The sequence below is a fragment of the Janthinobacterium amylolyticum genome (assembly GCF_051380655.1).
In the GTDB taxonomy this organism is placed as follows: Bacteria; Pseudomonadota; Gammaproteobacteria; order Burkholderiales; family Burkholderiaceae_D; genus Janthinobacterium.
The window spans coordinates 349,087-373,236 of record NZ_JBNYXL010000005.1; the positions used below are offsets into that span (position 1 = coordinate 349,087).

Annotated in this window: 23 protein-coding genes and 2 pseudogenes; 14 read left to right on the plus strand and 11 right to left on the minus strand. The window is 66.7% G+C overall.

The features are described from left to right. Positions 1-235 precede the first annotated feature (235 nt). The gene (locus ACQ4WR_RS13060) at positions 236-2,707 is read left to right on the plus strand and encodes a DUF3772 domain-containing protein (RefSeq protein ID WP_436487697.1); all 2,472 of its coding nucleotides are present in this window, start codon (positions 236-238) and stop codon (positions 2,705-2,707) included. Between the two features lie 11 nt (positions 2,708-2,718). Here the strand turns inward: ACQ4WR_RS13060 and ACQ4WR_RS13065 are convergent, their stop codons facing one another. Then, positions 2,719-3,207, minus strand: a complete 489-nt coding sequence (locus ACQ4WR_RS13065; protein WP_436487698.1) for a DUF2938 domain-containing protein — start codon at positions 3,205-3,207, stop codon at positions 2,719-2,721. A 62-nt stretch (positions 3,208-3,269) separates the two neighbouring features. Here ACQ4WR_RS13065 and ACQ4WR_RS13070 point away from each other — a divergent pair, with 62 nt between their 5' ends. The 5 genes and pseudogenes from ACQ4WR_RS13070 to ACQ4WR_RS13090 all read left to right on the plus strand — a co-directional run bounded on the left by ACQ4WR_RS13070 (position 3,270) and on the right by ACQ4WR_RS13090 (position 6,517). Beyond that, positions 3,270-3,914 (plus strand): ArsR/SmtB family transcription factor, encoded by a 645-nt coding sequence (locus ACQ4WR_RS13070; RefSeq protein ID WP_436487700.1) that lies wholly within the window; start codon positions 3,270-3,272, stop codon positions 3,912-3,914. Next, positions 3,914-4,426, plus strand: a complete 513-nt coding sequence (locus ACQ4WR_RS13075; RefSeq protein ID WP_436487702.1) for a ClbS/DfsB family four-helix bundle protein — start codon at positions 3,914-3,916, stop codon at positions 4,424-4,426. The genes ACQ4WR_RS13070 and ACQ4WR_RS13075 overlap by 1 nt, the downstream gene beginning before the upstream one ends. A 104-nt stretch (positions 4,427-4,530) precedes the next feature. Beyond that, positions 4,531-4,668, plus strand: a pseudogene (locus ACQ4WR_RS13080) (nitrilase-related carbon-nitrogen hydrolase); the annotation flags it as partial. An 83-nt stretch (positions 4,669-4,751) separates the two neighbouring features. Further along, positions 4,752-5,465: pseudogene (gene nadE, locus ACQ4WR_RS13085) on the plus strand (NAD(+) synthase); the annotation flags it as partial. Continuing rightward, the gene (locus tag ACQ4WR_RS13090) at positions 5,462-6,517 is read left to right on the plus strand and encodes a bifunctional nicotinamide-nucleotide adenylyltransferase/Nudix hydroxylase (RefSeq protein WP_102293051.1); all 1,056 of its coding nucleotides are present in this window, start codon (positions 5,462-5,464) and stop codon (positions 6,515-6,517) included. The pseudogene nadE and the gene ACQ4WR_RS13090, both read left to right, overlap by 4 nt. Before the next feature lie 35 nt (positions 6,518-6,552). Here the strand turns inward: ACQ4WR_RS13090 and ACQ4WR_RS13095 are convergent, their stop codons facing one another. Continuing rightward, positions 6,553-7,407: a hypothetical protein gene (locus ACQ4WR_RS13095; RefSeq protein WP_436487704.1), complete on the minus strand. Its 855-nt coding sequence runs from the start codon at positions 7,405-7,407 to the stop codon at positions 6,553-6,555. A gap of 146 nt (positions 7,408-7,553) precedes the next feature. Then, positions 7,554-8,456, minus strand: coding sequence for a LysR family transcriptional regulator (locus tag ACQ4WR_RS13100; protein WP_102293053.1), 903 nt, complete (start codon positions 8,454-8,456; stop codon positions 7,554-7,556). Positions 8,457-8,583: 127 nt separating this feature from the next. Between ACQ4WR_RS13100 and ACQ4WR_RS13105 the strand changes: the two genes are divergently transcribed. The 3 genes from ACQ4WR_RS13105 (at position 8,584) to ACQ4WR_RS13115 (ending at position 10,671) form a co-directional block, all read left to right on the plus strand. Beyond that, entirely contained in the window at positions 8,584-10,005 is a 1,422-nt protein-coding gene (locus ACQ4WR_RS13105; protein ID WP_436487707.1) for an MFS transporter, read from the plus strand. Further along, a complete protein-coding gene (locus ACQ4WR_RS13110; protein WP_436487708.1) occupies positions 10,002-10,409 on the plus strand; it encodes a DUF4440 domain-containing protein in 408 nt (135 codons plus the stop codon). Before ACQ4WR_RS13105 ends, ACQ4WR_RS13110 begins: the two co-directional genes overlap by 4 nt. A gap of 88 nt (positions 10,410-10,497) precedes the next feature. Beyond that, positions 10,498-10,671: a hypothetical protein gene (locus ACQ4WR_RS13115; RefSeq protein ID WP_180979298.1), complete on the plus strand. Its 174-nt coding sequence runs from the start codon at positions 10,498-10,500 to the stop codon at positions 10,669-10,671. A 23-nt stretch (positions 10,672-10,694) separates the two neighbouring features. Here the strand turns inward: ACQ4WR_RS13115 and ACQ4WR_RS13120 are convergent, their stop codons facing one another. After that, entirely contained in the window at positions 10,695-11,159 is a 465-nt protein-coding gene (locus ACQ4WR_RS13120; protein WP_436487710.1) for a DUF2269 family protein, read from the minus strand. Further along, positions 11,159-12,457: an SDR family oxidoreductase gene (locus tag ACQ4WR_RS13125; protein WP_436487712.1), complete on the minus strand. Its 1,299-nt coding sequence runs from the start codon at positions 12,455-12,457 to the stop codon at positions 11,159-11,161. The genes ACQ4WR_RS13120 and ACQ4WR_RS13125 overlap by 1 nt, the downstream gene beginning before the upstream one ends. Positions 12,458-12,532: 75 nt before the next feature. On the opposite strand from ACQ4WR_RS13125, the gene ACQ4WR_RS13130 reads away from it, so the two are divergent. The 4 genes from ACQ4WR_RS13130 (at position 12,533) to ACQ4WR_RS13145 (ending at position 15,350) form a co-directional block, all read left to right on the plus strand. Continuing rightward, positions 12,533-13,009, plus strand: a complete 477-nt coding sequence (locus tag ACQ4WR_RS13130; RefSeq protein WP_436487714.1) for a hypothetical protein — start codon at positions 12,533-12,535, stop codon at positions 13,007-13,009. 119 nt (positions 13,010-13,128) lie between these two features. Continuing rightward, positions 13,129-13,485 carry a hypothetical protein gene (locus ACQ4WR_RS13135; RefSeq protein WP_102293058.1) on the plus strand — a complete coding sequence of 119 codons (357 nt, stop codon included), beginning with the start codon at positions 13,129-13,131 and terminating at the stop codon, positions 13,483-13,485. Positions 13,486-13,514: 29 nt separating this feature from the next. Beyond that, the gene (locus ACQ4WR_RS13140; protein ID WP_102293059.1) at positions 13,515-14,423 is read left to right on the plus strand and encodes a manganese catalase family protein; all 909 of its coding nucleotides are present in this window, start codon (positions 13,515-13,517) and stop codon (positions 14,421-14,423) included. A 24-nt stretch (positions 14,424-14,447) separates the two neighbouring features. Beyond that, the gene (locus ACQ4WR_RS13145; protein WP_436487717.1) at positions 14,448-15,350 is read left to right on the plus strand and encodes a ZIP family metal transporter; all 903 of its coding nucleotides are present in this window, start codon (positions 14,448-14,450) and stop codon (positions 15,348-15,350) included. Between the two features lie 6 nt (positions 15,351-15,356). Here the strand turns inward: ACQ4WR_RS13145 and ACQ4WR_RS13150 are convergent, their stop codons facing one another. The 5 genes from ACQ4WR_RS13150 to ACQ4WR_RS13170 are packed head-to-tail and all read right to left on the minus strand — an operon-like array spanning position 15,357 to position 22,090. Beyond that, positions 15,357-15,932: a DUF1349 domain-containing protein gene (locus ACQ4WR_RS13150; RefSeq protein WP_102293061.1), complete on the minus strand. Its 576-nt coding sequence runs from the start codon at positions 15,930-15,932 to the stop codon at positions 15,357-15,359. Between the two features lie 24 nt (positions 15,933-15,956). Continuing rightward, on the minus strand, positions 15,957-17,357 hold the full coding sequence (locus tag ACQ4WR_RS13155; RefSeq protein WP_436487719.1) for an efflux transporter outer membrane subunit: 1,401 nt from the start codon (positions 17,355-17,357) through the stop codon (positions 15,957-15,959). After that, a complete protein-coding gene (locus ACQ4WR_RS13160) occupies positions 17,354-20,446 on the minus strand; it encodes a MexW/MexI family multidrug efflux RND transporter permease subunit (RefSeq protein ID WP_436487721.1) in 3,093 nt (1,030 codons plus the stop codon). The genes ACQ4WR_RS13155 and ACQ4WR_RS13160 overlap by 4 nt, the downstream gene beginning before the upstream one ends. Positions 20,447-20,459: 13 nt before the next feature. Continuing rightward, the gene (locus tag ACQ4WR_RS13165) at positions 20,460-21,560 is read right to left on the minus strand and encodes an efflux RND transporter periplasmic adaptor subunit (RefSeq protein ID WP_436487723.1); all 1,101 of its coding nucleotides are present in this window, start codon (positions 21,558-21,560) and stop codon (positions 20,460-20,462) included. A 47-nt stretch (positions 21,561-21,607) separates the two neighbouring features. Next, entirely contained in the window at positions 21,608-22,090 is a 483-nt protein-coding gene (locus tag ACQ4WR_RS13170; protein ID WP_436487725.1) for a DUF2165 family protein, read from the minus strand. A gap of 124 nt (positions 22,091-22,214) precedes the next feature. Between ACQ4WR_RS13170 and ACQ4WR_RS13175 the strand changes: the two genes are divergently transcribed. Next, a complete protein-coding gene (locus ACQ4WR_RS13175; RefSeq protein ID WP_436487727.1) occupies positions 22,215-22,874 on the plus strand; it encodes a helix-turn-helix transcriptional regulator in 660 nt (219 codons plus the stop codon). On the opposite strand, the gene ACQ4WR_RS13180 is transcribed toward ACQ4WR_RS13175, so the two are convergent. Next, on the minus strand, positions 22,871-24,127 hold the full coding sequence (locus ACQ4WR_RS13180) for an MFS transporter (RefSeq protein WP_436487729.1): 1,257 nt from the start codon (positions 24,125-24,127) through the stop codon (positions 22,871-22,873). The two genes, ACQ4WR_RS13175 and ACQ4WR_RS13180, sit on opposite strands and share 4 nt — an antisense overlap. Positions 24,128-24,150: the final 23 nt, after the last annotated feature.

Here is a 24,150-nt window from a genome sequence, read left to right on the forward strand (position 1 = left end):
GCGTGCTCGCGCGGATGGCGGCCGCCGATTGCTTCCAAATCGGCGCCGGTTTCTGCTTGCCGCACGAAAATATCCGTCATCCATCGCAGGAGTGCGCTAGTCTGTCATTGTTTGCCGTACAGTTAAGCAACTCCCGTACTTCCCATCGTTCCGGCCGTGTGCCGGCATTGCACCGCCGCGCCCGCCGCTACGATGGCGTCTGGATACCACCGTCTCACCTGGCCCATAGGACTGCATGATTTCTTTTCGTACCCCCCTTCCCCGCGCCGCGCGCCCGCACTGGCGTGGCTGGCTGCTGCCGCTGCTATTGAGCCTGCTGCTGGCTTGTTCCTTATCCACCCCCTCCGCCTGGTCGCAACCCGTCGACGATGCGGCCACGGCCGACCAGCGCCTCGATGGCTTGCGCAAGCAAATTACCACCATCCAGAAGGCGCTCGATGGCGAGGCGGAACTCGATGACGCGACCCTGTCGCAGATGAAGGCCGACGCGCTGGCGGCCAGCGCCGAGGCGGACAAGGTGGCCGAGTCGCTGGCGCCCACGCTCACCAGCGTGCAGGCGCGGCTGGCCGAGCTGGGGGCGCCGGCGGCGGGGACGAAAGATGCGCCCGATGTGGCGGCGCAGCGCAGCCAGCTGGACCGTACCAGCAGCGCGCTCGATGCGCAGGTGAAACTGGCGCGCCTGCTGGCCGTGGAAGCGACGCAGGCCTCGGAGCAAGTGTCGACCGTGCGCCGCGCGCAATTGCAGGCGCGCCTGGGCGAACGCACGCCGTCGATACTTGCCGGTTCCTTCTGGAAACAGCTGCATGGCGAATTGCCGCAGAATTTGCAGCGCCTGCGGGCGCTGGAGCTGGAATTGGCGAACGCGGCGCGCGCCACGCCGTCGTCGGCCTGGGGCGGCTTGCTGGCCACCATCGTGGCTGTCATCGGCATCAGCATCTGGGCTTCGCGCTACCTGCTGGTGGTGACGTCCACGCGCGTGCCGCATGGCCGCCTGCGCCGTTCGCTGCATGCGCTGGCCGTCATCGTGCTGGCGCTGGCCACGCCGGGGCTGGTGGCCGAATTGCTGGCCATGGGGCTGCGCTGGGATGGCAGCCTGTCGGAGAAGACCTCGACTTTCCTCAGCAGCTTGATCGGCATCATCTGCTTTGCCGGTTTTACGGCCGGGCTGGGCCACGCGCTGCTGTCGCCGCGCCGCGTCTCGTGGCGTTTGCTGCCGCTGCCCGATGCGCTGGCGCACCGCATGCGCAATTTCCCCACCATGTTTTCCTTCATCGTCGTGCTGGTCTGGGCGACGGAGCGCGTCACCATCGTCATCAACGCGGGCCTGTCGACGGCCGTGGCCGTCAATTGCATCGTCGCCCTGGTAATGAGCACGACGATCGCCTATGGCCTGATGCGCGCCGAGCGCTGCTGGCGCCAGTTGCGCGAGGCCGATCCCGCCAATCTGATCACGCCGCTGTGGCTGCGTTGCGTCACGGTGCTGCTGTGGCTGGCGCTGGCGTCGAGCGTCATCAGCTTGCTGATCGGCTACGTGGCCTTCGGTAGCTTTGTCGCCAAGCAGATCGCCTGGGTCATCGTGGTGCTCTGCAGCACTTATCTGCTGACGGTGCTGGTCGATGATATCTGCATGCTGCTGGCCTCGACGCCGCCGCCGCCGGACGCAGCCCATCCCGTGCTGGCCACGCCGAAGGCGCGCGACCAGGCGGCCGTGCTGCTGTCGGGCATCGGCCGCGCCATCGTCGTGCTGCTGGCCCTGATGCTGCTGCTGGCGCCGTTTGGCGAAGGTCCGGGCGAGCTGTTCCAGCGCGTCGGCAAGCTGCAGGATGGCCTGGCCATCGGCGAAGTGGCGATCCGCCCGGCCGCCATGATCCAGGCGCTGCTGGTGCTGGTGGTGGGCTTTATCGCGCTGGGCCTGTTCAAGCGCTGGCTGCAAAACAGTTATTTGCCGACCACCAATCTCGACACGGGCATGCAAGTGTCGTTCATCACCCTGTTCGGCTATATCGGCGGCGTGCTGGCCGTGGCGCTGGCCCTGTCGGCGGCCGGCATCGGTCTCGAACGCATCGCGTGGGTGGCGTCGGCCTTGTCAGTGGGTATCGGTTTTGGCTTGCAGGCCGTGGTGCAGAACTTCGTTTCCGGCCTGATCCTGCTGGCCGAGCGCCCCGTCAAGGTGGGCGACTGGGTGTCATTGGGCGGCGTGGAAGGCGACATTCGCCGCATCAATGTGCGCGCCACGGAAATTCAATTGGGCGACCGTTCGACGGTGATCGTGCCGAACTCGGAATTCATTACCAAGACGGTGCGCAACGTGACCCTGGCCAATCCGCTGGGCCTGGTGCAAGTCAAGCTGCCGCTGCCGCTGGGCACGGATGCACAGGCGGCGCGCGCGCTGATCCTGTCCGCCTTTGTCGACAATCCCGACGTGCTCGACACGCCGGCGCCCAGCGTGCAGCTGGACGGCATCGACAATGGCTTGTTGCTGTTCAACGCCACCGGCTATGCGTCGTCGCCGCGCCTGACGTCGGGCATCCGCAGCGCCCTGCTGTTCGAGCTGCTCAAGCGCCTCGATGACGCGCATATCTCGATCGCCAAGCCCAGCACGATGGTGCTGAGCACTGTGCCGGCGCAGCCCGAGGCGCCGGTCATGTCGGCCGTGGCGCCGGCCCCCACGGCGGCACCGACGCCTGTGCCGCCGCTGACGAGCTAGTTAGCAGCAAGTCAGCGGATAGTCGACCACAGCAGCGCCGCCAGGTACAGGCCGATGCCGAACGCCGTGTGCGCCATCAGGCTGCGCACACGGGCGGCGTTCGGGTGCGGCGTCTTGCTGGCGGCCAGGCCGGCGCCCATGCCCGGCTGCAAGATGCAGAACGGCGCCGCCACACTCAGCACACCGGCCAGCAGGGCCGGCGCGAAGGTCGGCGCCTCTACCCACTCCTGCCCTGCCAGCGCCAGCAGCACGGCCGCGAACAGCACGCCGATCGCATAGTGCGCCGTCCAGCCCAGCACGGCTTCATCGCGCACGGGCGCCGCCTGGCCGATGGCCGTGTGGCTGAACGTGCCGCGCGGCAGATGGCCGAGCCAGCGCCCCACCATCGCGTAATTCAGCGAGGGGATGCACCAGAAGCGCTTCAAGGCCACGGCCCACACATCCATCACCGCCGTGGCGCCCACGCCGATGGCCAGCGCGTCGATCCATAGTGCTTGCATTGCTACTCCCGTCTTCATTCAAGTAATTGCTTGAATGTTATAAGGGTGCTAGCATCGTGTCAATGAAAACCGCTGCTATTGATCTCCTCACCGCCCCCGCCGAGTTTGCCCAAATTTTAGGCAGCGCACCCCGCTTGCGCCTGCTCGGCCAGATCGCGCACGGCGAGCATGCGGTGGAGCAATTGGTCGAGCTGACGGGCTTGTCCGTGGCCAACACCTCCCAGCATTTGCAGCAGCTGCGACGCGCCGGTTTCGTGCAGGCCCGGCGCGACGGCAAGCGCGTGCTGTACCGGCTGGGTAGCGGCCCCATCGTGCAGTTGCTGGCTGCGCTGGACGTGTATGCGCAGCACCAGCGCAGCGAATTGCAGGCGCTGAGCCGGGGCGACCATGTGGAAGCGATCTCGGGCGACGAATTGTTCGCGCGCATGCACGAGGCCAGCATCACCGTGCTCGACGTGCGCCCCGCGCAGGAATTTGCCGCCGGCCACTTGCCCGGCGCGATCAATATTCCCCTCGACGACTTGCAGCGCCGCCTGGCGGAATTGCCCATCGACCAGGAGATCGCCGCCTACTGCCGTGGACCGTATTGCGTGCTGTCCGTGCAGGCTGTGGCGGCCCTGCGCCAGCACGGCTTGCCGGCGCGCCGTCTCGACAGCGGCTACGACCACTGGCAGGCGGCGGGCCGGCCTGTCAAGGAAGGGGCCTGATGGCCATCCCCAACAGCAAGCAGGAACTCATCGACGCCATCGACGGCAGCTACGCCAAGCTGCTGCAGGAACTGGCGCAGGTGCCACCCTCTCTGGCGCGGGCGCCCGTGCTGGAAGGCCACGTCAAGGGCACGCGCATGAGCGTGTGCGATCTGCTGGCGTATCTGCTGGGCTGGAATGTGCTGGTCTTGCACTGGCACGCGCAGTTGCGTGACGGGCGACGCATCGAGGACATTGCCTTTCCCGCCGAAGGTTTCACGTGGAACGCTCTGGGAAAACTGGCGCAGCGCTTCTATGCCGACTATGCTGAGCTGGGCATGGACGCCTTGCTGCAGCGCCTGGACGTGGCCAAGAATCAGCTGCTGGCGCTGGTCGAAGCGCACGATGATGCGCAACTGTATGGCCAGCCCTGGAACACGCATTACACGATGGGACGCATGATCCAGTTCAATACGTCGTCGCCGTATGCGAATGCGCGCACGCGCTTGCGGGCCTGGCGCAAGACGCGGTAGTCCGCAACTGAAGCACCCGACAACGGCTTGCACGATTGCATCAGTACGATTGGGCATATTTCAGGCAGGATAGTGGTTTCAAGCGTAACCAATGAAGGAACACCATGCTGACCATCGCCCTTGCCCAGCTCAACCCCACCGTGGGCGACTTCGACGGCAATGTCGCCGCCATCACCGCGCGCATGCAACGTGCCAGCGAGGACGGTGCGGATCTGCTGGTGTGTCCGGAACTGTCGCTGTGCGCCTACTACCCGGGCGACCTGTTCGAGGACGCCGCCTTCCTGCGCGGCCTGCAGCGGGCGCTGGACACCTTGCTGCAGGCCTCCACGCGCTGGCCGGCTCCGTCACCGATTCCGTGGCCCTGTGCGCCAACCTGGGCATCGCCCTGCACACGCACCCGATCCGCGACATCGTGGCGCAGTACGAGACCGGTTACGCGGCCGCCTTCGACGCCAAGCTGCAAGGGCTGCCGCTGGAAAACCTGCAGGCGCGCGTGCGCGGCGCGATATTGATGGAATACTCGAACGCGTTTGGCGCCCTGCTGCTCACCACCGGCAACAAGAGCGAAATCTCGGTGGGCTACTGCACCCTGTATGGCGACACGAACGGCGGCCTGGGACTGATCGGCGACTTGTACAAGACCGAGGTGTTCGCCCTGTCGCGCCACCTCAACGCCAGCGCCGGGCGCGAACTGATTCCCGTCGCCGTGCTCGATAAACCGCCATCGGCGGAACTGGCGCCGGGCCAGCGCGACACGGACAGCTTGCCGCCGTATCCCGTGCTCGATGAAATCTTAAAGTGGCATATCGAAGGGCGCCGCCTGCCGCTGGCGGAGAGCGCGCAGGCGTCGGCCTTTGTCGCGCAGCTGCGCCAGCAGGAGGATGGCAAGCAGCTGGTCACGCGCATCCTTGGCATGGTCGCCCGCAATGAATACAAACGGCGCCAGGCGGCGCCCATCATCCGCGTGCGTTCGCGCGCCTTTGGCAGCGGCCGTCAATTGCCGATCGCCGCCCACTACCCCACCGGAGACGACGCATGACACTCGCCTATTCCGCCGACGCGGCCATCCTGATTGGCCGCTTCCAGCCTTTTCATAACGGCCATGCGGGCTTGCTGCAAAAGGCGCTGGCCACCGCCGCCCACGTGGTGGTGGTGCTCGGTTCCGCCTTCCATGCGCGCAGCCCGAAAAATCCATTCACGTGGCAGGAACGCGCCGCCATGATCGCCGCGACCTTGCCCGAGGCGCAGCGCGAGCGCGTGCATTATGTGGCCGTGCGCGACTACTACGATGACGGCCTGTGGGCCGACGCCGTGCGGCATGCCGTGGCGGGCGCCGTGCCGAAGGCGCAGCGCGTGATGCTGGTGGCCTGCTTCAAGGACGCCACCAGCTACTATCTGCACCACTTCCCCCACTGGCAGCTCTTCAATCTGGAGATCGATGCGGGCGCGCCCATCGGCGCCACGGCGATCCGCAACGTGCTGTTCGAGGCCGAGGATGTGGCGGTATCGCTGAGCGCCGTGGCGCAGCTGCTGCCCGTGGCCATCAGCCAGTATGTGAAAGCGTGGACCCTGCTGCCGTGGTACGCACCGCTGGTGCAGGAATACCGCGCCATCGAAGCGTATAAAGCGCGCTGGCGCGTGGCGCCGTATCCGCCCATCTTCACCACCGTCGACGCGCTGGTGCAGACGGGCGGCCACGTGCTGCTGGTGCGCCGTGGCGGCTATCCGGGCAAGGGATTGTGGGCGCTGCCCGGCGGCTTCCTGGAGCCGCGCGAACGCCTGCTGCAGGGCGCCATCCGCGAACTGGCCGAAGAGACCCAGCTGGGCGTGCTGGCGCCCACCCTGGTCGAGGCGCTGGTCGGCGTGGCCGTGTTCGACCATCCGGACCGCAGCCAGCGCGGGCGCACCATCACGCATGCGCATTATTTTGACTTGAAGACGCGCCAGCTGCCGGCCGTGACGGCGGCCGACGACGCGGCGCTGGCGCAGTGGGTGCCGGTGGCAGCGCTGCCGGCCATGGAAGAGGAATTCTTTGAAGACCACTTCCACATCCTCAACCACTTCCTCAAGCTCACGCACGAGGGGCGCTGAGAGGCGCCAGGCACGCGCCAACGCACCGCTGACGCTCAGGACGTGATGCGCTCCCAGCCATGCCTGACGGCCGCCTTGAAGTCGTCCCAGGCCGATTGCGGATACGTGTGCTCCCAGTTGCTGCGCAGCTCGGGCTCCACCTGCTCCCAGTTTTGCCCCTCGTAGCTGGCGCTGCGCGCCATCGAGTGGCCATAGCGGTAGGCGGGATCGTAGTCCTCGAAGCGCGTGCCGGTGGCTGCGTACTGGCTGCTCCAGTGGCTGCGGTAGTACTGCTCCTCGTCGTAGCTGGTGCCCGGCAGGTTGTCGGCGCCGGGGTAGCGGCGCACGGTGGCGCCGGCGTTCGCGGCCAGATTCGTCTCCATGCCGGCCGTCGGCATGCCGCCGGCGAACTGCTGCGATGCCGCCGTCTCGTTCAGGTTCCCGGCGTTACCGGCGTAGCTGCCCTGCTGCGATGGCGCGTCAGACTGCATGCTGGCGCCCTGGCGCGGCGTAGTGTCTTGCGGCGGCGCGCTGGCGCCTTGCCAGCCGCCGGCGCGCCAGTGCTCCGCGTGCGCGTCGATATCGATGGGCGCGTAGCGTTCGACGAGGTCGGTGGCACGCTGGATGTCGGCGTCGCTGGCCTCTGCCAGTGTCAGCACGATATGCCCGCGCCGTACGGCTTCCGCGTACACGTGGCGGTCGGCATGGCTGCCGAACAGGTCGGAAAAGAAATGCTTGATGCTGTCGAGCAGATTGTCGCCGTCGTGGCTGGCCTCCTGCGCCGCCATGCCGTCGCTGCCCGCATCGTGCAGGCGGATGTTGGCGCTGGAAAAGCCAGCGTTGATCAAGTCTTGCCGCGCATGCTCGGCCATGTCGCGCTGCGCGAAAACTGCTGCCAATGTATGTGCCATGATGGTCTCCATTCGATGAACAACGTCCCTGCAGTGTAGGCCGTGCAAATCGAAACAGGCGCGCGTTTGCCCCGTGGAAATCGTTGTAATTTCAACTGTTTGCAGGCTGATATGGCTGTCAGGGCGCCAGGGCGCCACGTGAAACCTCAGTCCGCCGTACCGACGAAGGCGCGCAGGAAGTCGATGAAGGCGCGCACCTTTTCCGGGATATGCTGGGTGTTCGCATACACGGCATACACGCCCTGCTGTGGAAAGACCACGTGCGGCAGCAGATGGCGCAAACGTCCCGCGCGCACCTCGCCTTCCACCTGCCATTGCGGCAGCAGGGCCACGCCGCAGCCGCCCAGGGCAAAGCCCAGCAGGGCCGAGGCGGAGTCGGACTGGATGACGGCGTCGTCCTGCGCGGCGAAGGCGGCCGGGCCATCCTGTGTCTGCACTTCCCAGCGCAGGGGCGACGCCAGGCGGCTGTGCGCCAGCCAGCGTGCGCGCTGCAAGTCGTCCAGGCTGGCGACGCCCTTGCCGGGCAGGCTGGCCAGGTAGGCGGGCGACGCCACGGGCCAGATCGCGTACGGCTCGATCAGCGCGGCGCGGTAGCTCGAATCGTTGAGTGAACCCATGCGGATGGCGACGTCGTAGCGCCCGGCGATCAGGTCTTCATGCGAGGACGACGACGCATGCTGGATCTGCAGCTGCGGGTGGGCGGCCGCAAAGGCGATCAGCGCGGGGACCACGGTGCGGCTGCCGTATTCGACGGTGGTGGTCAGGCGCAGGGTGCCGCGCAAGCCCTGGTGGCCCTGGCGCGCCGTCTCGATGGCGCCATGCGCTTCGCTCAGCACGCGCTGGCAATCTTCATAAAAACGCCGTCCCACGTCCGTCAGCGCCAGGCTGCGCGTGCTGCGCGTCAGCAGCGACACGCCCAGTTCGGCCTCCAGCTGTTTCAAGTTAAAACTCACCACGGCCTTGCTCTGGCCCAGCACGGCGGCGGCCGCCGTCAGTGAACCGGCGTCGACGATGGCGATGAAAATACCTAAACGGTCAAGACTGATCATGGATAAGAATGAGAAGGCATGCGGATGAGGGATGTTTGTCAAAATTACTTTGACAGTGTAATCGGGGCTGGCACGTTACGCAACTGGCCTGCGGCGCTTAAGCTGGCCGTTTGCCATTCGGAGCACCATGGACTACCGCAAAAAGGTCGCAGCTATCTATCTGCTGGGGTTTTTCGTTGACCTGATCAACATGTTCATCACCAGCGTGGCCTTTCCCGACATCGGCCATGGCTTGCACGCCTCGGTGGCGCAGCTGGGCTGGATCAGCACCGCCTACATCCTCGGGCTGACCATCGTGATTCCCGCCAGCGCCTGGCTGGCTGCCTATTATGGCAGCAAAACCGTGTTCGTGGCCTCGTTGCTAACTTTTTTATTCGCCAGCGTGGGCGCCGGCCTGGCACCGACGATCGAGGCGCTGATCGCCTGGCGCTGCGTGCAGGGCCTGGGCGGCGGGCTGCTGATCCCGCTGGGGCAAAGCATGACGTATCAACTGTACCCGCCTGCGGAGCGCCCGGGCCTGTCGTCCGTCATCATGCTGGTGGGCTTGCTGGCGCCGGCCCTCTCGCCCGCGCTGGGCGGGATGATCGTCGACAGCCTGTCCTGGCGCTGGATTTTCTACCTGAACGTGCCGTTCGCCGCGCTGGCGCTGCTGCTGGCCGTTTGCTGGCTGCGCCCTGATCCGCCCCGTGCGCACGTCCCGCGGCTCGACGTGGCCGGCCTGCTGGCGGGCTGCGTGGCGATCCTGCTGCTGTTGCTGGGCCTGACCATGCTGGGCACGCCGGGCGATGCCCTGGCGGGCGCCGGCGTGCTGGCGCTGGGTGCCGTCTGCGCCTGGGGCTATGTGCGCGGCGCGCTGCGCAAGTCCACGCCGCTGCTCAACCTGCGCCTGGCCAGCGAACCGCTGCTGCGCATCTCCATGCTGATGTACCTGCTGGTGCCCGGCGTCTTCATGGGCGTGAGCCTGCTGGCCATGCTGTATCTGCAGGGCGTGCTGGGCATGTCCGCCTCGACGGCGGGCGCGCTGATGCTGCCGTGGGCCGTGGCCTCGTTCGGCGCCATCGCGCTGACGGGAAAAACGTATCGCCGCGTGGGACCGAAACCGCTGTTCATCGCTGGCGCGCTGCTGCAGGCGGCAGGCATGCTGATGCTGCTGCGGGTGCAGGCGGCGGATCAGCTGTTCTGGCTGGCCGGCGCCTACGCCGTGATGGGTTTTGGCGGCGGCTTGTGCAGCAGCACGGCACAAAGCACGGCCTTTTTGCGCACGCCCGACAGCCAGCTGAGCCAGGCCAGCGCCGTGTGGAACATCAACCGTCAGCTGGGCTTTTGCCTGGGCGTCGCGCTGCTCAGCGTATTGCTCAACAGCCTGCTGGCGGCGCACGGCATGGCCTCGCCGGACGACCCCGCCCAGCATGCCCGCGCGGCGCAGGTTTTCCACTGCTGCTTCGCCCTCGCCGCCGCCTCGTGCGTACTGCCCTTGATGCTGTGCTTGCGCATCGACAACCGCGCCGTGCTCAGTCTTTTTTCTCACCCTCAGGAACGCCAAAAATGAACCCTACCAACCCCTATTTTGACGATGTGCTGTCCACCCATGTGCTGATCCGCGAATGGCTCGGCGGCGAGGCCACGGCAGCCGGACATTGCACCGATCTGCTCGCGCGTTTTTCGCCCGCTTTCACGATGATTTCGCCCGGTGGCGAGCAGCTCGATGCCGCCGGTCTGGCGACGTTTTTCCAGGCTGCCGGCGGCAGCCGTCCGGGCTTGCAGATGCATATTGCGGACCTGATGCTGATTCAGGAAAATGCCGCCGGCGCCACAGTGTCCTACCGCGAGTTCCAGTCGCTGCCGGGCGGTGAAAACACGCAGCGATTGTCCACCGTCGTGTATGAAAAAACGCCGCACGGCAAGCTGCTGTGGCGCCATCTGCACGAGACATGGGCGGTTTTGGCGGCATGATCCTACAAGGTGGCGGCGGGCGCGCCGATGGCCAATGGCGCCGCGGCGGCTAGGCTGAAAGTATTGAGGCGCGCATCGGGAGAGCAGCATGCACAAGCAAAAATCGCAGGCGGGCCAGAACCGCCAGTCGGCCACCGCCACGGAAGAAAAATCCGCTACCGAAAATGATAGTGCCAAGCGCGGCAAGGAGGCGGCCAGCCACACGAAAGCCGGTGCCGGCAAGGGTGCCGGCGGTGGCAAGAAGCAGGGCCGCAAACACTGACGAAACACTGACGCAAGCAGAGCTTAAACGGGCTTGGCCGTCATCAGATAAAACACGATGATGAGGGCGAAGAAGGCGGGCACCCCCAGTACCGCCCAGATGCGCAGGTAGCGCCAGTACAGCGTGGGCAAGGCCAGGCCGTCGCGCGCGCTGACGTGCGCCATGTCGCGCATGCGCATTTGCAGCCAGACGACGGGCAGCCAGCAGGCGCCGGCCACCAGGTACAGCACCACGGACCAGACGATCCAGCGGCTGCTCAAGGGATAGCCGGCCAGGTGGGCCAGGTAAAAGCCGCTCAGCGGCTGGAACACCACGGTGGTGGCCGTAAACAGCCAGTCGGCGCGCACCACGTGGCGGCTGACGACGGCGATGGCGCGCACGTCGCGGCTCAGGCTGGTGAACAGCATGTAGAAGGCCGAGCCGATGCCGGTGCCGAAAAGCAGGGTCGACGAGACGATGTGCAGCCATTTGATGACCAGGTATTCCATTATTTTTCCTCCAGTTGGTACAGCAGCCACAGGGCCGCCAGCATGGGCAGGTTTTTTGTCAGCGGGCCGTACGGATGCCAGAGGAATTCCGGCAGGCGCACAGCGATCCAGACAGTGTAGAAAAGGATCAGCAGGGCCTGCGCCGGCCACAGCCAGCGCCGCCACGGCGGGCGCAGCGCCAGGGTGGCCACGCCCAGCAGCAGATCAAGCAGGCAGGCGCCCGCCAGCAGCGGCGGCGCCCAGGCGGGCGGCACGCCGCTGCGCGTGAGCAGGCCATAGCTGTCTTCAAGCGGATACACGCCGGCCGAGACAATGGCCGTGGCGAGCCACACGATGGCAAGCGACAGGCGCAGCACCGGCAGCAGCCAGTCCAGCCGGGCGCGCAAGGCGGCGCCGCGCGGGTCGCTGATGAACTGTGCCACGGGGCGCGGCGCGTGCCCCAGCAGGCGTCGCGTGGTGCCCGCATCGGCCGCATTGCCGCGCTCGAGCATGCCCAGGGTGGCGCGGTCCGGCATGGCAAAGCCCAGCAGCCTGGCCAGCAGCAGCACGGGCGGCATCAGCCACCGGGGCAGCGGCATGATGCGCAGGCGGCCCAGTCCCATGGCCGCGCGCAGGGCCGCCAGATAGGCCGTCAACGGCAGCGCCTGCGGACCGACGGCGGGCACGCGGCGCGTCTTCTGGCCGCCCACGGCGCCGGCGCCGCGCAGCAGCGCCACGATGAGGTCGCTCAAGTCATCCACATGCACGGGCTGCACCAGCTGCGGCGCGCGGCCGAAGCGCGGATACACGGGCAGGCTGGCCAGCATGCGGAACAGGCGCGCGCTGGCGCCGTCGTCGCCATACACGAGCGAGGGCTGCACGATGACGGCGCGCAGCGGCAGGCTGGCGAGAAAGTCGTCGGCTGCCTTCTTGCTCAGGTGATACGGCGACACGGCGCCTTCGTCCGCGCCCAGGGCCGACAGCTGGATCACCAGTTGCACCTCGCTCTCGGCGCAGGCGGCGAACAGGGCGCACGGCGTCTGCGTGTGCAGGGCGGCGAAGGTCTGCGCGCCATGCTCGGCGATGATGCCGACGCAGTTGATGACGACGTCGATGCCGGCCAGGCGCGGCAGCCACGCAGCCTTGGCCGTGTCATGCGCAAAATCGGCTTCGACCAGGCGCACGCGCTGCCCTTCGCCGACGTGGGCGTGGCGCCGCGCGTGGTGCACCGTGCACACCAGCTGGAAACCTTCGGCCAGCAGCGCGGTCGAAACATGCGTGCCGATGAATCCACTCGCTCCCGTCAGCAGTATGCGCATCGATGTCCTCCTGATGAGGGTTGGATTCGCCTTTTGCATTTCAGTTCATTGCCGCATCCACCACGGAGACCAACCATGCCAGCCTTGCCCTCTTTTGCCCTCTCTCTGCGTCATGGCGCCCTGTCGGGCAGCCTTGCCTCCCTGCTATCCGCCGCCGCGCTGGCCCTGTGCGGGCGGCGCGAAACGGGCAGCGCATTTGCCGCCGTCAACGCCGTCAGCCACTGGCTGTGGGGCGACCAGGCGGCGCGCCGCGACGACGCCACGCTCAGGCATACCCTGGTCGGCTACGTTATCCACCATTGCAGCGCCATCTTCTGGGGCGTGCTGTTCGAACGCTATGCGGCGCGCATCCTTGATCGGCGGCGCGTGGCGTCCACCGTGGCGGCGGCGGCCGGCGCCACGGCCGTGGCCTGCTTTACCGACTACCAGCTGACGCCGCACCGTTTGCAGCCCGGCTACGAGATGCGCCTGTCGCGCCCTTCGCTGCTGCTGGTGTACGGCGCCTTCGGCATCGGCCTGGCGGCCGGCGCGCTGTGGCTGCGGCGGCGCTGAGCCGCTGTATCGGGCGCTGCGCGAGGCGCTTTCCTACATGCCTGCCCGCCGCGCGCCTATCTTGCCGGCGGCCGCGCGCCAGTAGCATGGAACTTCATCCACCCACCGAGGAGAAACGCATGCAGGAAAAACACGGCAATACACCGCAGCATCCCGCCGACCAGGGCCGCAACACACGCATGGACAAGAGCGATGTGAACCGGACGCAGGGCGATGCCTACGCCAACCAGGGCGGCGGCAAGCAGGCCAGCGGCAATGCCAACAGCGGCCACTGGGCCAACGACGTCATCACGCCGCAGGGCGGGCCTGACCCGGTGGAACAGGAAAACCTGCGCAACTTGAATCAGCCCGATGACAACGCGCACGTCAAGGGCGCGGCGCAGCGGCCGCAGAGCGAAGCGGGCAAGCTGGCCGACGACCGGCCGGGGCGCAACGAGTCGAAGGACATCCACAGATCACTGAATCAGCACGAGTAGACCGGCGTGCTGCGAACGAGGAGAACACCATGTTTGCACACAACAAGCGACTGCAATACACGGTCAGGGTGGAGCAGCCCAATCCCGGGCTGGCCAACCTGATGCTGGAACAATTCGGCGGCCCGCAGGGCGAGCTTGCCGCCGCCTGCCGCTATTTCACGCAAGCCTTGTCGGAGGACGATCCGGGCCGCAAGGACATGCTGTTCGATATCGCGACAGAAGAACTGAGCCACCTGGAAGTGATCGGCAATATCGTCGTCATGCTCAACAAGGGCGCCAAGGGCCGGCTGGCCGAGGGTGTCGACCAGGCGGGCGAGCTGTATCGCAATATCACGGGGGCGGGCAACGACAGCCACGTGACGCAAGTGCTGTACGGCGGCGGCGCGCCGCTGGTCAATTCGGCCGGCGTGCCGTGGACGGCCGCCTACATCGACACCATCGGCGAACCGACGGCCGACCTGCGCTCGAACATCGCCGCCGAGGCGCGTGCCAAGATCGTCTACGAACGCCTGATCAACCTGACGGATGACCCGGGCGTGAAGGAAGCGCTGGGTTTCCTGATGACGCGCGAAGTGGCGCACCAGAAGTCGTTTGAAAAAGCCCTGTACTCGATCGAGCCGAATTTCCCGCCGGGCAAACTGCCGGGCGACCCGCAGTATGCCGATGTGTATTTCAATATGTCGCAGGGACCGGGCGAGGAACGCGGGCCGTGGAACCAGGGCGGCAAGTGGCAGTATGTGTCCGATCCGCGCCAGCAGATGGCCGTCGACGGCGGCACGGGCGAGGCCGAAGTGAAACTGCCGCAGGACGAATTGGCGACAGTGCAGCAGATGGCGGCGCGCACGGCATCGAATCCCGACGCCGATCCGCTGACGGGTGCCGAACTGGGCATGCGCGCCAACGGCCGCGATGGCAGCACCTCGTCCATGCCCCTGTAGCGCAGCAGGCCGGGCGCCACCAGCGTGAATACGCCCCGAGCGCTGCTGGCCCTGGCCAGGCACTGGTCCTGGCCCCGCGCACTGGGCTTTGCCCTGTGCGGCGGCGCCTCGCTGCTACTGCTGTACGCGTTGGCGGCCCAGCTGGCGCTGCGCAATGTCCATCTGGCGCCGGTCCTGATCGGCGGCGGCATGGCGGCGGCCGCGACGGCGCTGGGAACCGTGCCGGTGCTGCTGTCGCACACCTTTTCGCAGCGCGGCTACGATGCATTTCTTGGCTTCGGCGCCGGCGTGATGCTGGCGGCGACGGCATTTTCCCTCGTGTTGCCGGCCCTGGGCGCGGCGCGCCTGCATGCGGCCACGCCGCTGGCGGCCAGCCTGCTGGTGGCGCTGGCCATGGCGGCGGGCGTCGTGTTGATCATTGCGCTCAACCTGGCCGTGCGCGTGCGCGTGCCAGCCGGCGCGACCGATAGCATCGTGGCCAGCAGCTTGAAACGGGTGTGGATTTTTGTCTTCGCCATCACCTTGCATAACGTGCCCGAGGGATTGGCGATTGGCGTGGGCTATGCCGGCATCGACCTGGACAAGGCCAATGCGCTGGCGGCCGGCATCGCCATCCAGGACGTGCCGGAAGGCTTGGTGGTGGCGCTGGCGCTGCGCAGCGTCGGCTACGGCCGGCGTCTGTCGGTGGCCATGGGCGCCGCCTCCGGCCTGGTCGAGCCGGTGGCGGCGCTGGCGGGCCTGGCCGTGATCGGTCTCTCGTCCGCCCTGCTGCCGTGGGGCTTGGCGGCCGCCGCCGGCGCCATGCTGTTCGTCATCGTGCACGACGCCATTCCCGAGGCGCAGCGCAGCGGCAATGGCGGTGTTTCCAGCACCGCGCTGGTGTGCGGCTTTCTCCTGATGATGGTGCTCGATACGGCGCTCAGCTAAGTGGCGCTAGCTGAGATCGTGCAAATCCTTTTGCAGCGCGGGGCCATGGCTGAAGTGCGAAAAAACCACCTCCAGGCCACCGCGTTCCGGGGTGCAGCACATGGGCCCTGCCAGGTAGCGCGCGGCGACGGGAAATGGCGCCAGGCGCAGCAGCGGCCACAGTTTGCCATCGGTGGAATACTGCACGCGGATCACGCCTTGCGCCACCGTCACGCGCAGCCAGAAACCATCGGGCATGGGCGGCGCCACACTGACGGCCCAGTCGGATTTATCCACCGTCAGCACGGTGCTGAGCAGCAGCTGGCCGTCGGAGAATTCGACGCCGCACTTGATCCAGTTTTCCGCATCGATGCGCACCATCAAACCGGCCTGGTCGTACAGCGATGCGTACTGCGCCGATACCTGCACTTGCGCCGTAAAATCGCCATCGATCTGCGTGCCGAAAAAGTGGCCGCTGTCGCGGATAAAACCGTATGAGGTCTTGCGCCAGAAATCCGTGTTCGCGTCCGTCGTCACGCGCAATTGCGCGCCGTCGGCGGACCAGTTTTCAGGTGGATTCAGCCAGCTGCCTTGTGTGAACATCGTCTCTCCTTTTGATCGAAAATACTACATAGTTTGCCCCCATCCCAGCGCCTTGTACAGGGCGATCGCATCGATGTAGGACGCCGTTTCCGCCAGCAGCGCTTCGCGCCGGATATCGTACAGGGCGCGCTGGTTTTCCAGCACCGCCTGGTAGCTGCCGGAACCGCCCGCATAACGCGTGCTGGCGATGCCGAGGGCCGCGTTGCCATGCCGTGCCGATTCCAGCAATGCTGCCAATCGCGTCTGGTTTTCCGCCAGTTGCGTGACGGCGTTTTCCACATCTTCCTGTGCGATCAGCAAGGCCTGTGCATAGCGCGCCAGCGCGCCCTGCGCCTCGGCCTGCGTGCCGCGCAAACGTGCCTTGACGCTGCCCAGGCGGAAGGCCGGATAACTGACGGATGGCGCCACCTCGAAAGCGCGCGCGCCGCCGTCGAACACGCCGCTGCCGCGCAGCGCAAAAAAGCCCAAAAAGCCGCCCAGGCTCAGGCGCGGATACAGGTCCGCCGTGGCGGCCCCCAGGTCTTCGCTGGAGGCGGCCAGCAGGCGTTCGGCGCGCACCACGTCGGGCCGCTGTTTGATCAGCTGGTTGACGTCGCCCAGCGGCAGCTGGCCCGCCAGCGGCGCCTGCTGGCGCGGCGTGGTGGCCAGCGCGACGGCCCCTGGCGCTTGGCCGCTCAAGACGTCGAGCCGGTACTGCGCCTGGCGCAAGCCCGCCTGCAGGGGAGGGATGGCAGCCTCGCTGCGCGCCAGGTTGGCCAGCGCGTTATGCCGCTCTTCCGGCAAGCCGCCGCCGGCGCGGATGCGCGCGTCGGTCAAGTCCACCGTAGCGCGCCAGCTGCGCACCTGCGCCTGCGTCAGCGCCAGGTTGTGCTGGTAGCCCAGCGCTTCGTAGTAATTGCGCGCCACCTCGGCGGCAATCGTCAGCTGCACTTGCCGCAAATCGGCCTGCGCCGCGTCGGCGCGCGCCTGTGCCGAGCGGCTGATATGCGCGAGGCGGCCGAACAGGTCGATCTCCCACTGCGCATCGAAACCCAACCGCGTGCTGGCGCTGGCGGCGCGGCTGTCTGGCGTGTCTTGCTTGACTGCCCGCTGCCATCCCGCCTGGCCCGTGACGGCGGGCAGTTCATCGAGCCGGCGCTCGTCGAAAACGGCGCGCGCCGCCAGCAGACTGGCTTGCGCCTGCGCGATATCAAGGTTGTATTCGAGCGCGCTGGCGATCAGCTGCGACAGGCGCGCATCGTCGAAAAACGTCCACCAGTGGGCCTGCGCAGACTGGCTGGCGCCGGGCGCGAATTGCGCGTGCTGCGGGCTGGCCAAATGAATGTCGGGCGTGCCTGGCGTGACGTAGGCGGGGCTGACGGCGCAGCCGGCCAGGATGGGGAAAAGGGCGGCAAAAAGGGAGGCTAGATAGCGGTAATTTTTCATACGGATTCCTTCAGCGCCTGCGACAGGTCGCGCGCGCGCGGCGTGGCATGGTCGGCAGTGTGGCGGCGGGCCAGAAAGGTGTACACGGTGGGCAGCACGAACAGGGTAAAGAAGGTGCCGATCAACATGCCCGAGACGATCACCACGCCCAGGCCGAAGCGGCTGTTGGCACCGGCGCCCGAGGCGAACAGCAGCGGCACCAGGCCCACCACCATGGCGGCCGTCGTCATCAAAATCGGACGCAAGCGGATCTGCGCCGCCTTGCGGATGGCGCTGATGCGGTCGAGCTGTTCATGCACCTGCAATTCATTGGCAAATTCCACCATCAGGATGCCGTGCTTGCTGATCAAGCCGATCAGGGTCACCAGGCCGATCTGCGTGTAGATGTTGACGGTGGCATAGCCGAGCGCCAGCGGAATCAGCGCGCCGCAGATCGACAGCGGCACTGTGATCAGGATGATCAGCGGGTCCGTCAGGCTTTCATACTGCGCCGCCAGCACCAGGTAGATGACGACGACGGCTGCCAGGAAGGCCAGCAGCAGCGCATTGCCTTCCGTGGCGAACTGGCGCGCGTCCGATTGCCAGTCGTAGCTGAAGCCCGGCGGCAGGGTTTTCGCCACGCCATCGAGGAAGGCCACGGCGTCGCCCAGGGTCACGCCCGGCGCCGGCACGCCCTGGAAGGTGGCCGCGTTTTGCTGGTTGAACTGGGTCAGCATGTTCGGCTCGATCTGTTCGCTCACCGACACGACGGCGGACAGGGGCAGCAGGCTGCCATCGTCGGCGCGCACGTACTGCTGCGTCAGGGCTTGCGCCGTCAATCGCTGTTCGCGCGGGCTTTGCGCGATGACGTCGTAGGCACGGCCATCCATGCCGAAGCGGTTCAGGTAATTTTCGCCCACCAGCACGGCCAGCGATTCGCCGATGTCCTGCATGCGGATGCCCAGGCTGTTCGCCTTGGAGCGATCCACGCGCACTTTGACCACCGGGTTGTTGTAATCGAGGTCGCTGTCGACGACGGCAAACAGGCCGCTTGTCCGCGCACGCTGCTTGACGTCTTCCATGGTGCGGAACAGGGTGGCGTAATCCTGCGCGCTGCGCAAGACCATCTGCACGGGCAAGCCGCCGCTCGATCCCGGCAAGGGCGCCAGCTGGAAGGCGAAGATGCTGGTGCCTTCCACGTCGCCCACGGCGTGCTGCAATTCGGCCTGGATGACGGCCGCGTTGCGCGCGCGTTCGGCCCACGGCGTCAGGTTGATGCCGCCGATGCTCGACGCCGGACCTTCACCGCCGTTGATGATCCAGCGGGAGGCCGTTTCCGGCACGTTTTTATAAATGTCATCGAGCTTGTAGGAAAAACGTTCGACGTAATCGAGGTTCGCATGCTGCGGCGCCTTGATGGCCGTCAGCACGCTGGCCTGGTCTTCTGCCGGCGCCAGTTCGCGCTGCGGCAGCAGGTATAAAAACGGCAGGCTGACCATCACCAGCGCGGCGAAACCGGCACTCAGCCAGCGGTGGTGCAGGGAGCGGTCCAGCAGGCGCGCATAGCGGCTGGTGAGACCTTCGAAGAAATGCTCGGCGGCGCGCGCCATGCGTCCTTCCGATTGTTTCGGCTGCAGCAGCAATGAACTCATCACGGGCGACAAGGTCAAGGCCACCACGCCCGACACCACCACGGCGCCGGCCAGGGTCAGCGCGAATTCCTTGAACAGCGCGCCCGTCAGCCCCCCCATCATGCCGATCGGCGCATACACGGCGGCCAGGGTGATGGTCATGGCGATCACGGGGCCGGCCACTTCGCGCGCCCCCACCAGCGCGGCCGCCACGGGCGTCTTGCCTTCCTCGATATGCCGGTGCACGTTTTCCACCACGACGATGGCGTCATCGACCACCAGGCCCACGGCCAGCACCATCGCCAGCAAGGTCAATAAATTGATGCTGAAGCCGAAGGCCAGCATCAGCGCCGCCGCGCCCAGCATCGACAGCGGGATCGTCACGACGGGGATCAGCACCGAGCGCAAGGAGCCCATGCACAGGTAGATGACGATGACGACGATCAGCAGTGCTTCAAGCAGGGTGTGCGCCACCTCGTCGATGGAGGACTGGATGAAGCGCGCCGTCTCGAACGCCAGCTCGACTTTCACGCCCGGCGGCAGGGTTTTCTGGATCTCCGGCAGCAGCTTCTTGATGCCTTCGACGATCACCAAAGGGTTGCCGCCGGGCGTGGGCGACAGGCCCAGGTACACGGCCGGCACGCCGTCCATGATGCCGCTCGTCTCCGTGGCGGCCGCACCCAGTTCCACCGTGCCCACATCCTTCAGGCGCACGAGCGCCGCGCCGTCTTCGCCGGCCTTGCGGACGACCATGTCGCGGAACTGCTCCACGCTGGTCAGATCCGTGTTGACGCTGATGTTGGAGACGACGAACTGCCCTTTGACTTTGCCGGGTGCCGCCTGGTAGTTATTGCGCCGCACGCTATCGGCCACGTCGGCGGCCGTCAATCCCCGCGCCGCCAGTTTGGCCGGGTCGATCCACAGGCGCATGGCCAGCTGCTGGCCGCCGTACACGTCGACTTTCGCCACGCCGTCGATGGTGGCGAACATCGGCTGCACCACGCGCGCCAGGTAGTCCGTCAGCGCGGGCGCGGACACGCTCTCGCTGGCAAAGCCCACATAGGCGACAGCCGAGGAGTCGCCGGCCGAGCGCTCGATGACGGGGTCGAACGCCCCTTCGGGCAGCTTGTAGCGCACCTGGTTGACCTTGGCCATGACTTCCGTCAGCGCCTGGGTGGAGTCGCGGTTCAGCTCCATGCGCACGGTGACCGTGCTGCTGCCCTGCACCGACGACGACGTCAGGTAATCGATGCCTTCCACCGACGATACGGCTTGTGCGATCGGCTGCGTGACAAAGCCCTGCATCAGTTCCGCCGAAGCGCCCGGATACGTGGTTTTCACCGTGATGGTGGACGATTCCAGCATCGGATACTGGCGGATCGGCAGTTGCAGGAGGGCGATCACGCCCAGCATCAGGATCAAGGTGCTGATGACCAGCGCCAGCACGGGGCGGCGTACGAATAAATCCGTGAATTTCATGCTCGTGCGCTCCTTACGAACCGGCCTTGGGCGCGGCGCGTTTCGCCTCGTCCAGGGTATTGGCCACGGCTTGCACGGCCATGCCGTCGGCCAGTTTCAGCTGGCCCGAGGCGACCACGCGCTGGCCTTCGCGCAAGCCGTCGACAATGGCCACGCGGCCCCCTGCCCGCTCGCCCAATTTGACGCCCACGCGCTTGACGGTAAGCGGCTGTTTTCCTTCCTGCTGCGCGACGAACACCGTGTCGCCATACGCGCTGTAGGTCACGGCCGTTTCCGGCACCGTCAATTGCCGGCCCGCTTGGCGCGCCACGCGCACGTTCGCATACATGCCCGGCCTCAAGGCACTGCGGGGATTGGTCAGCGCCGCCTGCACCTGCACCATGCGCGAGCGGGCGACCAGCGGGTCGATGGCGTTGATCTTCGCCGTGAAGATGTCATCGGGATAGGCGTCCACCAGCACTTGCACGGCTTGCCCCGGCGTCAGCTTGGCGCTGCTCTGTTCATCGAGGGCGAAGTTCACCAGCAGCGATTTCGTGTCGATCAGACTGGCCACCGTGTCGGCCGCGTGCAGGTACTGGCCCGCATGCACCTTGCGGATGCCCAGTTGCCCGGCGAACGGCGCGCGGATGGTCTTTTGCGCGATCAGCGCCTGCGTCTGGCGCACGTCACCCAGGGCCGCATCGCGCGCGGCCAGCGCGCTATCCAACTGCTCCTGCGTGGCCGCCTTTTCCTTCACCATCTGCGCCGTGCGGGCATGGCTGCTTTCCGCGTTTTTCAGCTGCGCGCGCTGGCGCAGCAGCATTGCCTGTTCTTGGGCGTCGTTCAGCTGTACCAGCACGGCGCCGGCGGCTACCTGCTGGCCCGATTCGAAGCGGATTTGCGTGATGCGTCCGCCCGTTTCGGCCGCCACCTGCACCTGGCGCGATGCTTCCAGTTCGCCCACGCCGGCGAAAAAGCGTTCCTGCGTGCCCAGCACGACGGGCACCAGCGCCACCTTGGTGGCGGGATAGGCGGCGGCATCGGCCGCATGCGAGGCCGCGCGCGGATAGAGCGCGGCACCGGCGACGGCCAGGGTGATGGCCAGCGCGGAGGCGCCGACGAGTTTCGTATGCATGATGAAGTCCTTATTACAGCGGGAAGAAGAGGCGCAGCGGAGGCTGATCAGGTCCGCTGCGCGTTGAAAAGAAAGAACAGACCCAGGGTCCACAGCAGCAGTACCAGGTGCGTCGTCTGCAAGCCTTCCTGCGCGATCCAGTAACCGAACCACAGGCCGCCCAGGTGCATCAGCAGCAAAAAGGCGGCCATGGCGCACAGGGCCAGGTTCAACCAGGGCAGCGCCTGCGTCAGCGACGCGCCAAAAAACAGCGCCACGCCCGTCCAGGCGGCAATCGCGGCCAGCAGCTGCAAGGCCAGCACCACGCCCAGCGCCAGCCGGTGCAGGGTCAACGAGGTGAGGGCGCGGCGCAGCAGCGGCGTCTGGATGGTCGGGTCCTGGCGCAGCGGGTCCATGCGCATGGTGTTGCCGATGGCCCAGACGGCGCCGTGGAAGGCGTGCAGGTTGTTGATGGTGGCCAGGGTCAGCCAGGTGGCCAGGCCGGTGGCGAGAATGGCGTGAAACAGCCAGATGGAGTGCGGCAGCTGCATGGGAGTCCAGTCGAAGAAAGTGTCTTGCCGGCATGCGGACGTGGAAACTCCTCGACAGCGGGGAGCTACCGGCCTATTATGCAAGCAATTAGTTGGTTAACTGAGCCCATGATAGTTGAGTGAAATGAATTACACAAGTAAACGTTTGGATAATAGCGAGGCGCCGCAAACGACGGAGCGCATCCTGTATTTCATCAAGACCAAGGGGCCCGTCTCCACGGCCACCCTGGCCAAGACCCTGGACATGACGGGCGAGGCGGCGCGCCAGCAAGTGCAGAAGCTGGTGGCGGCGGGCTTGATCGAGGGGCGCCAGGAAGCCCAGGCGGGCGCCGGCCGGCCGCGCCAGAATTGGGTCTTGACGGAGGCGGGCAATGCGCGCTTTCCTGACACGCATGCGCAGCTGACGGTCAAGCTGATCGGCTCGGTGCGCCAGCTGTTCGGCGAGGCCGGGTTGGATAAACTCATCACCCAGCGCGAAGAGGAAAGCCGCAGCGCGTATGCACTGGCGTGCTCGGCGCCGGACTTGCCCACGCGCCTGCGCCAGCTGGCGGCCGTGCGCGATGAAGAGGGCTATATGGCGCGCGTGGAAGAAGACGGCGGCGACTGGCTGCTGATCGAGGATCACTGCCCCATCTGCGCCGCCGCGCGCACCTGCCAGGGTTTTTGCCGCTCGGAGTTGCAGCTGTTCCAGGAAGTGGTGGGACCGGGCGCCAGCATCGTGCGCGAGCAGCACGTGCTGGCCAACGCGATGCGCTGCGTCTACAGGATTTCGCCGCTTTCTTAAGGCTTCGGAAACAGGGGCCGGGCGGCCAGCGCCACCAGCCCCGCCAGCCACCACACGACGGGCCAGCTGCTGGCCGCCAGCAAGTGCGGGATGGCGATCGGCGTGAGGAACAGTCCCACGTAGACAGCCGTGTTCGCCATGCCCAGGGCCGTGCCCGCGTTGGCGCCGCCCGCTTCCGTCGCCAGCTCCGTGTAAGCCACGCCATGCCAGGCGGAAACGGCAATGCCGGCCACCACCACGGCCGTCATCAACACCCAGCCCGGCGCATGGCCGCCGGCGGCAATCCCCAGCAGCACGAAGGTGGCCAGCGCTACCCAGGCCGAGCCGCGCAGCCAGGCGGGCCGGTTCGCGCGGCGGTCCGTGTGGCGTCCGCTCCAGATGCGCATCACCATGGCGCCCGCCTGCAGGGCCACCATCACGGCAGTGATGGCCGCCAGGCCCAGGTGGCCATGGTCGTGCAGGAAGACGGTCGCATAGCTGAGAATGGCAAACTGCGGCACGCACAGCAAGCCGATGGCGGCCACCATGCGCCAGACCTTGCGGTTCTGCAGCGGCGGTGGCGGCTTGATCGCAGACACGCCCGTGGACGCGTTGTGCGGCCCCGTGGCGGCCTCGGCAGAGAAATCGGGCTCATGCATCCAGCGCCACGTAAAAAACGCCGACAGCGCGCATGCGCAGGCCAGGGCGCCAAACACGGGCATGAAGCCGTAGCGTGATGCCAAACTGGGCAGGACAAGGGCGCCGAGCCCGCCGCCCAGCGGCACGGCTGTCTGGCGGATGCTCATGGCAAAACCGCGTTCTCCGGCGCCGAACCAGCGCATCACGGCGCGGCCGCTGGCGCCATTCACGCTGCCGCCCAGCACGCCCACCGCCGCCAGCCCCGTCGCCAGCGCCCACAGGGGCGGCACCGTGCCGCTGGCGGGGGTGATCCACAGCAACAGGGCCAGCAAGGCCAGCATGGTGCCCAGCAAGCCGGTCAGTAGCACGGGCCGGTCGCCCCAGCGGTCGGTGGCTATGCCCCATGGCAATTCAGACAGGGCCACGCCCAGGCCCATGGCGCCCAGCGCCACGCCCAGTTGCGTATTGCTCAGGTGATAGCCGCTGCGCAGCCAGATGGCCGTGGTGGGCATGCCGTTGGCGGCGGCGGAAAACGTGGCGTTGGCCGCCACGCCGACGGCCAGCACTTTCCAGCGGTGGCTGGCAGCATGGGCAGGCGCGGCGACGGGTGTGGTGCTAGGGCAGATGGTATGCATGGCAAGCAGGGAAAGTGGTTGAC